Source organism: Sphingobium sp. B8D3A (assembly GCF_025961995.1).
GTDB lineage: Bacteria > Pseudomonadota > Alphaproteobacteria > Sphingomonadales > Sphingomonadaceae > Sphingobium.
Window position 1 is genome coordinate 3397449 of record NZ_JAOQOS010000001.1, and the last position, 13139, is coordinate 3410587.

At 67.0% G+C, this 13139-nt stretch carries 14 protein-coding genes; 9 read left to right on the top strand and 5 right to left on the bottom strand.

From position 1 onward, the window contains the following. Positions 1-143: 143 nt before the first annotated feature. Positions 144-767, bottom strand: a complete 624-nt coding sequence (locus M2342_RS15745; protein ID WP_264579770.1) for a DUF4157 domain-containing protein — start codon at positions 765-767, stop codon at positions 144-146. A 219-nt stretch (positions 768-986) separates the two neighbouring features. Between M2342_RS15745 and M2342_RS15750 the strand changes: the two genes are divergently transcribed. From M2342_RS15750 to M2342_RS15780, 7 genes are all read left to right on the top strand, one after another. Further along, positions 987-1319 (top strand): hypothetical protein, encoded by a 333-nt coding sequence (locus tag M2342_RS15750; RefSeq protein ID WP_264579771.1) that lies wholly within the window; start codon positions 987-989, stop codon positions 1317-1319. Between the two features lie 117 nt (positions 1320-1436). Further along, entirely contained in the window at positions 1437-1724 is a 288-nt protein-coding gene (locus tag M2342_RS15755; protein WP_264573628.1) for a DUF3297 family protein, read from the top strand. Positions 1725-1924: 200 nt separating this feature from the next. Next, positions 1925-3865, top strand: a complete 1941-nt coding sequence (locus tag M2342_RS15760) for a glycoside hydrolase family 127 protein (protein WP_319801098.1) — start codon at positions 1925-1927, stop codon at positions 3863-3865. Positions 3866-4114: 249 nt separating this feature from the next. Next, positions 4115-4777 (top strand): PepSY-associated TM helix domain-containing protein, encoded by a 663-nt coding sequence (locus tag M2342_RS15765; protein WP_264580062.1) that lies wholly within the window; start codon positions 4115-4117, stop codon positions 4775-4777. Between the two features lie 14 nt (positions 4778-4791). Beyond that, on the top strand, positions 4792-5268 hold the full coding sequence (locus tag M2342_RS15770) for a DUF2271 domain-containing protein (RefSeq protein WP_264579772.1): 477 nt from the start codon (positions 4792-4794) through the stop codon (positions 5266-5268). A gap of 30 nt (positions 5269-5298) precedes the next feature. Further along, positions 5299-6147: a DUF4198 domain-containing protein gene (locus M2342_RS15775; RefSeq protein WP_264579773.1), complete on the top strand. Its 849-nt coding sequence runs from the start codon at positions 5299-5301 to the stop codon at positions 6145-6147. A 104-nt stretch (positions 6148-6251) separates the two neighbouring features. Beyond that, entirely contained in the window at positions 6252-7136 is an 885-nt protein-coding gene (locus tag M2342_RS15780) for an FAD:protein FMN transferase (RefSeq protein WP_264580063.1), read from the top strand. Between the two features lie 21 nt (positions 7137-7157). Here the strand turns inward: M2342_RS15780 and M2342_RS15785 are convergent, their stop codons facing one another. Beyond that, entirely contained in the window at positions 7158-7685 is a 528-nt protein-coding gene (locus M2342_RS15785; RefSeq protein WP_264579774.1) for a nuclear transport factor 2 family protein, read from the bottom strand. A 99-nt stretch (positions 7686-7784) separates the two neighbouring features. On the opposite strand from M2342_RS15785, the gene M2342_RS15790 reads away from it, so the two are divergent. Then, positions 7785-8249: a hypothetical protein gene (locus tag M2342_RS15790; protein ID WP_264579775.1), complete on the top strand. Its 465-nt coding sequence runs from the start codon at positions 7785-7787 to the stop codon at positions 8247-8249. Here M2342_RS15790 and M2342_RS15795 read toward each other — a convergent pair. The 3 genes from M2342_RS15795 to M2342_RS15805 all read right to left on the bottom strand — a co-directional run bounded on the left by M2342_RS15795 (position 8246) and on the right by M2342_RS15805 (position 11985). Beyond that, entirely contained in the window at positions 8246-10333 is a 2088-nt protein-coding gene (locus tag M2342_RS15795; protein ID WP_264579776.1) for an AsmA family protein, read from the bottom strand. The genes M2342_RS15790 and M2342_RS15795 overlap by 4 nt on opposite strands. A 119-nt stretch (positions 10334-10452) precedes the next feature. Further along, positions 10453-11106 (bottom strand): YceI family protein, encoded by a 654-nt coding sequence (locus M2342_RS15800; RefSeq protein ID WP_264571321.1) that lies wholly within the window; start codon positions 11104-11106, stop codon positions 10453-10455. 48 nt (positions 11107-11154) lie between these two features. Then, positions 11155-11985: a hypothetical protein gene (locus M2342_RS15805; RefSeq protein ID WP_264571322.1), complete on the bottom strand. Its 831-nt coding sequence runs from the start codon at positions 11983-11985 to the stop codon at positions 11155-11157. 165 nt (positions 11986-12150) lie between these two features. On the opposite strand from M2342_RS15805, the gene M2342_RS15810 reads away from it, so the two are divergent. Beyond that, positions 12151-13083 (top strand): IclR family transcriptional regulator, encoded by a 933-nt coding sequence (locus M2342_RS15810; RefSeq protein ID WP_264579777.1) that lies wholly within the window; start codon positions 12151-12153, stop codon positions 13081-13083. Positions 13084-13139: the final 56 nt, after the last annotated feature.

The following is a 13139-nucleotide window of genomic DNA, read 5'->3' on the forward strand; positions in this document are numbered from 1 at the left end:
AGCGATCCAAAGGATCGCGCGGATCAAAGATCCGCCACCCCTCATCCAACTCCGCCTAACCGCCAGATGGCGACAAGGCGCCGTATCCTCCTCCCTCAAGGGGAGAAGGTTGAATTTGACCCGCGCCACTTCGTCCCTGCAACCTAGCGCGCAGGCGTGGGCGTTGCTGTCCCAGTCGTTCGCATCGCGGCGACCACCCGGTCCGCCTCGGCATGGGCCTCCGCCTCGACACCCTGATAATCGCGCGTGTAGCGCTGGGCGAAGCCCTGGACGCCCCATTGGCGATACTGGTGCACATGATGCAGCTCATGCGCCCAGAGGCCGACATCCGAGGCGGCATCCTCGGCGGAGCGGAAGAGCACCACATCGTCCAGCGTGATCGCCGCGGCGTTGCTGCGGTTGAAGGTATTGGTCTGCAGGCTGAACTCGTGACCTTGGCCAACGCGATAGCGCACGCGGTCCAGCAGGGCGTCCGGCATATGGCCGCGCAGCCGGGCGCGAATGGCGGGCGGGATCGGCTCGACACCCGCTGCCACCGCATCGTTGCGCGAGGCGGTGATCCAGCTCGCCAGCGCCTGCGCCGCGAACAATTGCCCGGCACCCTGCAGATCGGTCAGCAAGCGCCGGCCGGCCTCGTCAAATGCCGGTACGACCTGGCGGGCGGCGTCCTGAGCCCGCGCGGGAACCGTGAAACCGGATGCGGGAATCAGAAGCCCCACCGCAGCAAGCGGAACGACCAGCAGGGAGGGAAAGGAGAAACAGGGCATAGAGCAGACCTCTAGGTCGTCGCGGCTGAACCCGCTTTTAACGCCTTACGCGTCCCACGCCCTTCGCGACCATCCTTCCACATATCACCGCATCCAGGGCACGCCCCATGGGCAGATGAACGGCCTGTTTCGCGGGCGTTCAGGCCGGTCTGGCAGAAAGGATGGATCGGACGAGCGAAGGCCGCGCGCAACGCCGACATTGGACATAGGAGAATGAAAATGCCTCTTACCCCCCGCCTCGCTTCGGTCGCCTTCGCCGTTGCGGCCACATTCGGCCTCATGCCGCTCGCCGCGACACCGGCTCAGGCCCAGAGCAGCCTGTCGATCAGCTATCGGGATTATGATCGTGGTGCCTATCGTGATGGCTACCGCGACGTCCGCCGCGACCGCCATTATCGCGAACGGTCTTATCGCAGCGACCGCCGGGACTGGCGACGTCACGACCGCGGCTATCGTAGCGGCTACGGCTATAACGACCGTCGCCGCTGCTGGACCGAAACCCGCTGGGATCGCTGGCGCGGCGAGCGGTATCGCGTGCGCATCTGCCGCTGATCATGCCACCCGCACGACCGGGCCGGACAGCCTCCGGCCCGGTCGCCCTCGCGGACTGCCCCATGCGCGCTCCTGAGAAGCGTTGACTGGCCGAAAGCTCTTCGGCAAGGACGAGCCATGGTTGATACTCCCGCATCCGACACGCCCGCCGCACCGCAGAGCGAGACGCCGCCCGACCGCCTCTCCACCAATCCGCGCAGCCCGCATTTCGACATGGAGACGCTGCAGCGTGGCATCGGCATCCGCTTCAAGGACCGGGTGCGCACCGATGTGGAAGAATATTGCATCTCCGAAGGCTGGATCCGCGTCGCCGCCGGCAAGACCCGCGACCGCCATGGCCAGCCGCTGACCATCAAGCTCTCCGGCCCGGTCGAGGCCTGGTTCGAAGACGCCAAGCAGGACTGAGCCCTGATGGCCCGCGACAGGCGCGCGGGCCAAACCATCTGCGTTGATGGCCTCGCCGATAGTGGCGGATGATCGCCATCCGATCGAAAGAATTGCCTTCCCGCCCGCCTCGTTTATGGTAGCGTTATCAAAACGCGAAGTTGAACGCGACTGGGGAGGATTAGATGGCGGCTATGTCCTGTCATATGCATGCAAGGGGCGTGTCGGCGTCTCGCCGTGAGTTGTTGGCTTCGGTCGCCTCGGCCACGCTGGTGACGCTGGGGAGCGGAGTGACCGCGCGTGCGGTTTTGCCGTCAGCTCAGCCCAGGGGCGCGCTCAGCGTAGCGCCGCGCCTTCAGCCCTTCGACATGGCCGATGTGACGCTACTGGAAAGTCCGTTTCTCGCCGCGCAACGGGGCACGGAAGCCTATCTGCTTTCGCTCGAGCCGGACCGGATGCTGGCCAATTTCCGCACAAATGCCGGGCTCGCTCCCAAGGCACCGGTCTATGGCGGTTGGGAATCCGAGGCGACCTGGGCTGACATCCACTGCCACGGCCACACGCTCGGCCATTATCTCTCCGCCTGCGCACTGATGTTCCGGTCCACCGGCGATGGGCGATTCAAGCAGCGCATCGATTATATCGCTAACGAGCTGGATGCCTGCCAGCGCGCATCCGGCGTGGGGCTGGTCTGCGCCTTTCCTGAAGGCGCCGCGCTCGTCGCCGCGCATATCCGGGGCGAGCCGATCACCGGCGTCCCCTGGTATACGCTGCACAAGATTTTCGCCGGACTGCGCGATGCCTGGCAGCTTGCCGGCAGCGACACCGCCCGTCTCGTGCTGCTGCGCATGGCCGATTGGGCGGTGGTCGCCACCCGGCCGCTCGGCGCCGCCGCCTTCGAGGCGATGCTTGCTACCGAGCATGGTGGCATGAACGAGGTGCTCGCCGATCTCTATGTGCTGACCGGCAAGGCCGATTATCGCGCCCTCGCCGAGCGCTTCTCCCAGAAGGCGGTGATGGAGCCGGCCGCCAAGGGGCGGGACCTGCTGGATGGCATGCACGCCAACACACAAGTGCCCAAGTTCGTCGGCTTCCAGCGCGTCTATGAGGTGAATGGCGAGAAGGCTTATGGCGATGCCGCAGCCTTCTTCTGGCGCACGGTCGCCCGCACCCGCTCCTATGCGACCGGCGGCCATGGCGATGCCGAGTTCTTCTATCCGCCGGCAGACTTCGCCGCACATGTCTTCTCGGCCAAGGGCTCTGAAACCTGCGGTCAGCATAATATGCTCAAGCTCACCCGCGCGCTGTTCCTGCACGATCCGCAGGTGGAGCTGGCCGACTTTTACGAGCGCGCGCTCTACAATGGCATTCTGGCGTCACAGGACCCGGAGACCGGCCTCGTCACCTATTTTCAGGGCGCGCGGCCGGGCTACATGAAGCTCTATTGCACCCAGATCGATTCCTTCTGGTGCTGCACCGGATCCGGCATGGAGAACCATGCGAAGTATCGGGACTCCATCTATTTTCATGATGCCGAGGCGCTGGTCGTCAACCTGTTCATCCCCTCATCGGTGCGCTGGCGGGAGAAGGGCGCGGTACTGACCCAGACCACGCGCTTCCCCGAGGAGCCCTCCACCACCCTGCGCTGGTCTCTGGCCCGCCCCACCCGCGCGACCCTGCGCCTGCGCCACCCGCGCTGGAGCCGGACGGCGCGCGTCAGCCTGAACGGCGCCGCGCTGGCGCAATCGACGAAGCCGGGCAGCTATCTGGAGCTGGACCGCAACTGGCGGGATGGCGACATGCTGACGCTCGAACTCGACATGCAGGTCCGCGTCGAGGAATCGCCGGCGGCGCCGGGAATCGTGGCATTCACTTATGGGCCGGTCGTGCTCGCTGGCGCACTCGGGACGGAGGGGCTGGCACCGGGATCGGATGTGGTCGTCAACGAGCGCCTCTATGGCCAGTATAACGATACGCCCTTCTCCCCGCCCCAACTGGTGGGCGATGCCGAGACGATTGCGGCGCAGCTCCGCCCCGGCACCGCCCCGCTGGAATTCATCATCGCCGACCGGGAGGGACGCCCCGTGCGGCTGATCCCTTATTATCAGATCCGCCACGAACGCTACGCGACCTACTGGCCGCTACAGCCTGCCCCCGGTTGAGGGCTAGGCCCCTCACTGGTCGGCCCGCTCTTTCGACGCGGCCGAGCGGCCCCATACCGCCATCTCGTCTTGCGAATGCTTCTCAATATATGCAATGGAGGCGCTCGAATATGATTCGCGCAGGCTGATCGCTGCGCGTCGCCAATCATCGTCGGGGGGCATGTGGACGGACAGCGGGTGGACAGGCAGCGGGCGGATGAGCCGGTAGCGGCAAGCGGCGGCGCGGCAGCCATCGCGCGCGGGGCGTCCGTGTCGGCATCTCCCTCCAGCGCCGCTCGGCCCACGCACAAGGCCCCGGGCAAGCGCAAGGCGCGCGCCTTCTGGCTCAAGCAATTGCACAGCTGGCACTGGATCAGCGCGGCGATCTCGCTAATCGGCATGATGCTGTTCGCGATCACCGGCCTCACGCTCAACCACGCCGATTCCATCGGTGCCGCGCCGAAGGTCGAGGAGCGAACCGCGACCCTGCCGTCCGCCCTGCTCGCCCAGATCGAGGCGGCGCCTGCTTCAGGAGATGCGCCGCTGCCCGCGCCGGTCGCCGCCCATCTGCGTCAGGTGGTCTCGCTCGACGCAACCGGGCGCGCGGCGGAATGGTCGGATGAGGAGGTCTATGTCGCCCTGCCCGGCCCCGGCAGCGATGCGTGGATCACTATCGATCGCGCGACCGGCGCCGTGACGGCCGAGCGCACCGATCGCGGCTGGATTTCCTACTTCAACGATCTGCACAAGGGCCGCAACACCGGCGGCACGTGGAGCTGGTTCATCGACATCTTTGCTGTCGCCTGCATCGTCTTCACCCTCACCGGCCTGCTGCTGCTCCAGCTTCACGCCCGGCATCGCCCCTCCACCTGGCCGCTGGTCGGGCTGGGGCTGCTCATCCCGCTCGTCATCGCCCTGCTGTTCATTCACTGAGGACCCGCTCTCCCATGAAGAAGACTTCCCTCGTCCTTGCCGGTCTCGTCGCCACGCCTGCCACGGCCGGCACGATCAGCGTGACCATTCCCCGCCTCAATGTCGCCGAATATCACCGGCCTTATGTCGCGGCATGGGTCGAGCCGACCGGCGGCGGCGCGGCGCAGACCATCTTTGTCTGGTATGACGTCAAGCTGCAGGGCCGCGAGCCTGGCACGAAGTGGCTCTCCGATCTGCGCACCTGGTGGCGCAAGGGCGGCCGCAGCCTCAAGCTGCCCGCCGATGGCGTAAGCAGCGCCACCCGCGCACCGGGCACCCACAAGATCGCCCTGCCCGCCACGCTCAAGCCGGGCCAATATACGCTCTATGTAGAAGCCGCGCGCGAAACCGGCGGCCGCGAGATCGTCTCCATTCCGCTGCAGGTGCCCGCCAAGGGCGCCTCCGCCACGGGCAAGTCCGAACTGGGCGCCATCACCATTTCCGCTCGCTGAGCTTTCCAAGACCCGAAAGGCCACGACCCCATGCGCATCAAGACCGCTCTGCTTGCCGCCGCCGCGCTGATCGCCGCCACGGCGATGCCTGCCAATGCTCACCGCCAGTGGCTGCTCCCCTCCGGCACCATCTTCTCGGGCGAAGACCCGTGGGTGACGGTGGACGCGGCCAGCTCCAACGACCTCTTTTATGCCGATCACAACGCCATGCGGCTCGAAGCCGTCAAGGCCTGGCGGCCGGACGGCAGCGAAGCTCAGATCAAGAATGCCGCCACGGGGCGCTATCGCTCCGTGTTCGACGTGCAGCTCGACCAGCCGGGCACCTGGCGGATCGGCAGCGCGCAATCGGGCGTGATGGGCACGTTCAAGGTCGATGGCGTGGAGTGGCGCTTGGGTGGACGGCGCGGACCGCCGCCGGCACCGGGCGCGCAGGCGCCCGCCAATCAGGTGAGCAGCGTCGCGGAGATTCCGGCCAATGCGACCGACCTCAAGCTGACCGAAACAAGCGGCCGCAACGAGTTCTTCGCCACAAAGGGCGAGCCGAGCGCCATCAAGCCGCTGGGCAAGGGGCTGGAGATGGTGCCGATCACCCACCCGGCGGAGCTGGTGCAGGACGAGCCGGCCAAGCTGCGCTTCCTGGTCGATGGTCAACCGGCGGCCGGCCTCAAGGTCACGCTGGTGCCGGGCGGCAAGCGTTATCGCGACAATGAAGGCGTGTTCGAGGTGACGACCGATGCCGACGGCGTGGCCATAGTGAACTGGCCGATGGCGGGCATGATCTGGCTCAATGCCGCGCTCAGCGACGACAAGTCGGCGACCCCGCGCGTCACCGCGCGGCGGATGAGCTACACCGCCACGCTGGAAGTGATGGCACCCTGAGCGTGCTCGGCGCCGTCCCGCGCATCGTCGTGCCCCCGATCCAGTCCGGCGCCCTCGCCGGGATCGACCCGGGCGCGCCGGTGCGGGAGATTGGCGGTGAAACCATGGGCACCATCTGGCGGGCGCGCTTCTGCGCCCCGCGCAACGTGGATGCCGATGCGCTCAAGCAGGATGTGCAGGCACGGCTCGATGCCATCGTGGCGGATATGAGCCATTGGGCGCCGGATTCCGCCCTCAGCCGCTTCGGCGCGGCGCCGGCTGGGCACTGGACCACCTTGTCCGCCGACTTTGCCGCCGTGATGGCGACCGGCCTCGCTCTTGCCGAGCGTACCGATGGCGCGTTCGATCCGGCCATCGGGCGCTTGACGGATCTCTATGGGCTGGGCCCCAACCCCATGCAAAGCGAGCCGACGGACGAAGCGCTTGCGCAGGCGCTGACGCAATCGGGCTGGCGACGCCTCGCGTTCGAGCCAACGACCCGCCGGTTGCGCCAGCCGGGCGGCCTGTGGCTGGACCTCTCCGGCATCGCCAAGGGCTATGCCGTCGATGCCGTGGCGGACCTGCTGGCCGAGCGCGGCGTGGCGCATTGCCTCGTCGAGGTGGGCGGCGAATTGGTGGGCCGCGGGATGCGCCCGGATGGCGACCCGTGGTGGGTCGACCTTGAAATTCCGCCGTCCATGCGCGCCCGCCCGATCCGCATCGCCCTGCATCAACTGGCCGTGGCGACATCCGGCAATTATGTGCGCGGCGCCCACACGCTCGATCCGCGCACCGGGCGGCGGGTGGAGAACGGCGTTGCCTCGGTCAGCGTCCTCCACGCCCGTGCCATGAATGCCGACGCCTGGGCCAGCGCGCTCACCGTGCTCGGGCTCCACGCCGGCGCCGCCTTGGCGATCCGCGAAGGGCTGGCCGTCCACATGCTCGCCCAGGACGGCGCGACGACCCGTGAATGGATCAGCCCTGCGCTGGCGGAGATGCTGGGCGATTGAGCCCCGCCAGTTACTTCGCCTTCATTTCCCCATTTCATTCGGGTCAAACTTCAGCATCGCCGCGCTTTTAAGCGCCGGGTCCCAATGTTCGGCGATCAGGCCGTTTTCGATCCGGTACACATCGAACCAGCTGGTGACATAGGGCTTGCCCTCGTCCTTCATCGGGCGCTCGCTCATCACCAGCACATAATCGCCTTCCGCCACGATTCTGATGATCGGCAGCGTGATAGTCGGCGAAATCGGGCGGGCGGGGCGCGAGCCGCGCAGGAAGGCCGCCAGCGCATCCCGGCCCGAGGCGACATTGGGATTATGCTGGATATAGTCCGGCGTGAAGAAGCGCTCGACCAGATCAGCATGGCCACCCTGCACAATATGGCGATACATGTCGTAAACGAGCTTCTTGTTGGCGGCGAGCTTTGGGTCCGGGCTGGCGAGCATCGCCTGCTGCGCCTCGGCCGAGGCAGCGACCTGAGCATGCCCCGGGCTGGTGACCATGGTCATGGCAACCAACAGCGCCGCGATGGTCGGAATGCGTGCGAAAACCCTCATGCTCTCTCCCCTCTCCATTCCGCCCGTGCGTCCCGTGCCGGCGGCTCTGGCCTTTGTGCCGCAAAAGTCCCATGCTGGCGAGCCTGAGGGAGAGACCGCATGGAAGACCGCAACAATCGCCGGGCCGTAGACCTGCTCAACAGCTTCCCGTTGCTGCTGATTCCGGTGCTGATCTACAATCTGGTGGCGCTGTTCGCCGGCGCGCCGCAGCCGGATCAGACCGAGCCGGCGCTGGCCGCCGTGATGCGGGGCGAGGCTTTCACGCTGCCCATGCTCTCAGGCGTAGTGCTGATGCTGAGCTGGGGTGACATGCTGTTGCTGCTCACCATCGTCTTCCTGCTGGTCGAGGTGGTGCGATCGACGCGGCGCGGGGCATCCTCCATCGCCAACCTGCTGCTGACCATGGCGGTGTTCCTGTTGTGCGCGGTCGAGTTCTTGCTCCTCCCGCGCTTTGTCAGCGCCACCTTCTTCCTGCTCACGATGATCGTTCTGTTGCACGGCCTGACCGGCCTGTCGCTCTGGCTGGCGGACCGGCGCCACGCCGCAGCCGCCCCGCCCGCTTAGCGCAAGGCCAGTTCCGCAGGCTTCGGCGCCGGGCCAGCCGCCGCCGCGTCGGCCGTCGCTCCGCCGCGCAGTAGCGTGCCGCAAGCCGGCGCCTGCGCCTCGTCCGGATCGACAAAGCCGAAGATGGCCCGCACATCCGGCAGCATCATCGAAAAGCCGAAGAAGCGCTGCGGCCGGAACAGATCGACCGGCTCGCGCAGCACGGTCGGCGCGGCCAGCGTGCCGCCGATCAGGATCGGCGCGGGGCGACCGAACCATTCGCGGCTCTTGCCCTGCGCCTGCAAGCGCAGATCGAGCCGCTCGCCGCGCAGATCGAACTGGCCACGCCCGGTGACGACATGACCATCGGTATCGATCAGGATCGGGTCTGCCGTTGCCAGCCCGTCGCGGACCGAAAAGGCGATCAGTCCGCAATTGAGGTGGGTCGCGTCATCTACCGCCGCCTTATCGCCGCCGATCCTGAGGCGCTGACCGAGGCCCCAGAACATGCCTCCCCCCGAATCCACCCCGTTGCCGCTGCGCGTGCCGAACATCGCAGCACGCAGATTGGTCATATCCAGCTCCGAGGCGCTTGCCCGCGCCATGCCCACGCGCCCGGCCGGCAGCACCAGGGCGATGCGGCCATCGGCATGACCGAGCGTCTCGCGCAGGGTCTCGCCGCGCCCGCTCAGCTGGATGCGCCCGCGCGCCAGCGCAGTCGTCTCGCGCGGGGCGAGGCCCCAGCCGGCCAGCAGCGGCCCCATCGGCGTCGGCGAGAGGCGAATATCGTAGCGGGCAAGCGCCGGGGCGGATCGCGCATCGATGTAGATATCCGATGAGACGAAGCCGCCCGCCAGATCAACGCTGGCCGGCGACAGCATGAACCGCCCATCGATAAGCGCGAGCCGCATGGCGAGATGCGCGGGCTTGAGCGCGGAGGCCGCGTCCCCGATGCCCTCGATCTGCTCGGCCTTATAGTCGACCACGGCATCGAAACTGCGCAGCGCCTCGGAAGACAGGGTGGCATCCGGCAGCAATGAGGCGACGGGTTGAGGACCTTCGCCATCGGATGGGGACGTCGCAGTGCGCAGCCCCAGCACAGCCATGCCGTCCGCCAGATGCAGGGCCCCGGACGCCAGAGACGCGACGACGCGCGGACGGGCGCCGCGTTGATCGAGCGTGAGGCTGCCGCTGAGATCGGTCTCGCCAAGCTGCCCTGCGATGCGGCTGAAATGCCAGCCGCCACGCCGTTGCGCGAGCCGGGCCGTCAGCGAAAAGGAGGGCGCGGCTGGAAGATCGATGCGCGCCAGTGCCGCCAGCGCGGCAAGGTCGGGACCGCGCGCCGTCACGCGCAGGTCCGCCCCGGCTAGCCGGAAGGGACTGTCGCTTTCCCCTTCCAGCCGCAGGTCCAGTGTCTCCGCGCCCGCACGCACAGCAAATCGAAATGGTTGCCCTTCGGCCGAGTTGCTGGAGCCACTCATACGGAAGGCATCACCGGCAAGGCTGGCCCGCCCGGTGAAACGCACCGCGCCCGGACCGCTGCCGACCAGCTTGAGCCAGCTCTCGATCCCGTCACGCTCGTCCCGGTAACGCAGCACGAGATCGTCCGCGTCCACCCGCTGCACGCCTACGACGGCAAACAGCCCATCCTTGCCGCCGAGCTTCCAGTTGGCCGCGCCCGTGCTTGCCTGTCGCTCCAGATCGAGCGTGCCGCCGCGCAAGCCGAGCGCACGCGGGCCAGGGCGCCCGATCAGCAGATCGAATGTGAAGAAGCGCGCCGTCAGAGCGCGGACATTGAGCAGATCGGGCGCCTGCGCCCAACCGGCATTGGCGATGCGCACATCGTCCGCAGCCAGTTGCAGGGAGAAAGGCGTCACCAGCAGGCGGACATCGCCCTCAATCGCGACGGCACGGCCCAGCGCGGCGCTCGCCCGGCGCTCGATCGGCTCGCGCAGCAGCGTGGTGCCAAGACCGGCGGCCAGTCCGGCCCAACCCAGCAGCGGCACGGCCAGCGCTGCCCAGAGCAGCGGACGGCGACGGCGCGCGGCCCGAGGCGTGGCAGGGTGAGGATCGTCCAAGGGCGGCAGGTGCGGAGCTACGGTCACGGCGCGCCATTACTGGCACGCCGGATCATCAGCGCTGCCGCCGCCCCACGCTTGTCCCCGGAGTTCATGCCGCCGCACTAGCGCCGGCAAGCTGAACCGCCGCTGAGCGCTGGCGCGACTTACTTCTCGAAGGCCGCGCTGATCGTCAGTTTAACCTCGTCGGACACGATGGGGATCGCATAGGTCATGCCGAAGTCCGACCGCTTGATCGCCGCCGTCGCCTCGAAGCCGAGCGTCGCCTTGCCGTTATACGGATGCTTGCCGGCCCCGGTGAACTCGGCCTCAAGCACCACCGGCTTGGTCACGCCGTTGAGCGTCAGGTCGCCGGTGATCTTTGCAGCCGTGGCGCTCGTCGCGACCACACTGGTGGAGACGAAGCGGGCCGGCGCCGGATCGGGGCCGAAAAAGTCAGGTTTTCCGCCATCCTTGCCCGCGCGCAGCAAATGGCCGTTGAGGCCGGCACTGGCCGTCACCACCCGTGCGACCGGAATGGACACATCCACCTTCGCGGCGGAGAGCTTCGCCGGATCAATCTCCAGCGTGCCGGTGATGTCCCCGAAAATGCCGAAATAGTCGTTGAAGCCGAAGTGGTTGGCGCGCCAGCCGACGAGCGTATGGCCCGCATCAGCCTTGTAGGTGCCGGCTGCGACCCGGCTGACATCCTTCTGCCCGGGCAGTTGCGCATCATTCTGCGCGGCCAGCGGCGCCACGACCAGAATGGCCGGCAGGGCCACCAATGCGGTCGCCAGAGCGATCTTCGTTCTTTTCATCATTCCACGGTCCTCCAACCAGTCAAGAAAAGGCGTAGGGATATCGGGCGCTCAGAGCGGCGAATCCGGATTGAACAAGGTCCGCCACATATGGGCGCTCGGGCTGCTATCGAATCCGAGGCCCTCCGCGGGCTGACGGAAGTGGCGGCCGATCACATCCTCGAACGGATCGAGCGAGACCTGCGCACTGGGATCGAAGGCGTAGAGATCGTTCACGGTCACAAGGCGGGCCGCCATGTACCAGCGGTGCTTGCGGACCATCGCGAATTCGCGCTGCACATGCGGCGGCGGGACATAATCCTCGCCGAACATCTCGCGGTAGATATCGGGATAGGTGTAGCCCGTCTCCGCGTCCGGGAAGAAGCGCAGCGCGGCATGATGCCGGATGGCGAAGGCGACCTTCTCGGAGACATAAGGCTCGAAAAGCTGCGCGCTCCAGAAGCCGTGATTCGCGCGCATCATCGCCATCGACAGGTCATGGACGAGGCAGGCGAAGACGATATCCTCATCCATGTTGCGCTTGCGCGCCTGCGTGGCGCTCTGCAGGCAGTGGTTGGACGTGCTCTGAAAGCGCAGGCGAATGAAATCGGCGAGCTTGGGCTTTTCCGGCATGGGCGCCAACACGTCGACAGTCCCCTGCTCGGCGATGAAGACATTGCCGACACCCCGCCGGTAGTGGCGCGTGGGGATCTGCGCATCGACCTGCGCGACGCTGGGGAAGGTGCGCCCCACTGGACCAAGATTATCCGCCAGCGCATGTTCCAGCGCATCGGCCTTAGCCTCCGCGCTCATCGCCGCGACAGCGGCCGCGCCACCGAGCGAGGCGATGAACGCACGCCGCCCGATTCCGCCGACAATATCCTCCGCTGCTCCCGATTGCATGTGATCCCTCCCCGTCTGCCCCGAGACTTTTCAATTGACTTTGTGAACTCCATTGACGGATTTGCGAACAGATTTGTATCTGGATCATGACGTTGCACTGCGTTTTTCCGTCACTCGGAAAACTGACAGGTGCTGATTGACAGTGCTATCCGAATAGCACGCGCAATGGAGGGGAATGATGGGCGGCACGCAAAGCCGGGGCCGGATCGGCGCGGCATTTTCATGTCCATGGGTTACGCAGCACCGGGCGCACGCACCAACCTCGCGCGCCGCCTGGATGCACGCGGAATGACCAGCCCGCGCGGCTCGGCAGAGCGAGTCATCTATCTCCTCAGGCTGGTGATCGAGGGCAGCGAGCAGTTCACGCTCGGCGAGCTTGCGGAGCGGTCGGGCCTGCCGCTCAGTTCCGTCCACCGCCTGCTGCGCCCTCTGCTCACCGAGGGCATCGTCGAGCGCGGCGATGGCCAGACCTACCGCACCGGGCGCGAACTCACGCGGCTGGCCTCACAGCTGATGGCACAATTCGATCCGGTGCGCAGCGCGCGGCCGCTGCTTGCCGGGCTGGTGCGCAAATGGTCGGAGACGGCCGTGCTATGCCTCTATGCCCCGGTTCGGCGCCGCGCCGTGGTCGCCGCTGTGGCCAATGCCGCCTGCGACCATTGCCCGGCGCTGGAAGAAGGCATCGAGATCGAATTGCCTTGGGGATCGCTCGGCCAAGCCATTCTCGCCAGCCTGCCACCGGGTGAGAGCGAGGCCATCTTCCGGTCCATCACCCGCAGCCCCATCGCGGGCAGACCGCCGGCAAAGCGCGCCCAATTCCTCGAGCAGATGCGGTGCATCCGCGACAAGGGCGTCGCGCGCAATCTGGATGAGGAGCTTGGCCTCGCCGGGGTCGCAGCGCCGGTTTTCGATGGCGCGGGACGGCTGATCGGCTCGCTCGGCGTCGTCATGCCCCTGCCCCGCTTCCACGCGGCGCGCGATGCCGATCTCGTCCGTGACGTGGTGAGGGCCGCGAACAGCTTCGCAGGCCGCGCTGCCGACAGCACAGGGCGCGCCCATCCCTTCCACATTCCGGAATTGCGCCCCGATGTCCATTGAGAGGATTGACGCCATGGGGGCCCCGTCCCTGTCTGGCAGGCAGAGCTGCACACTGT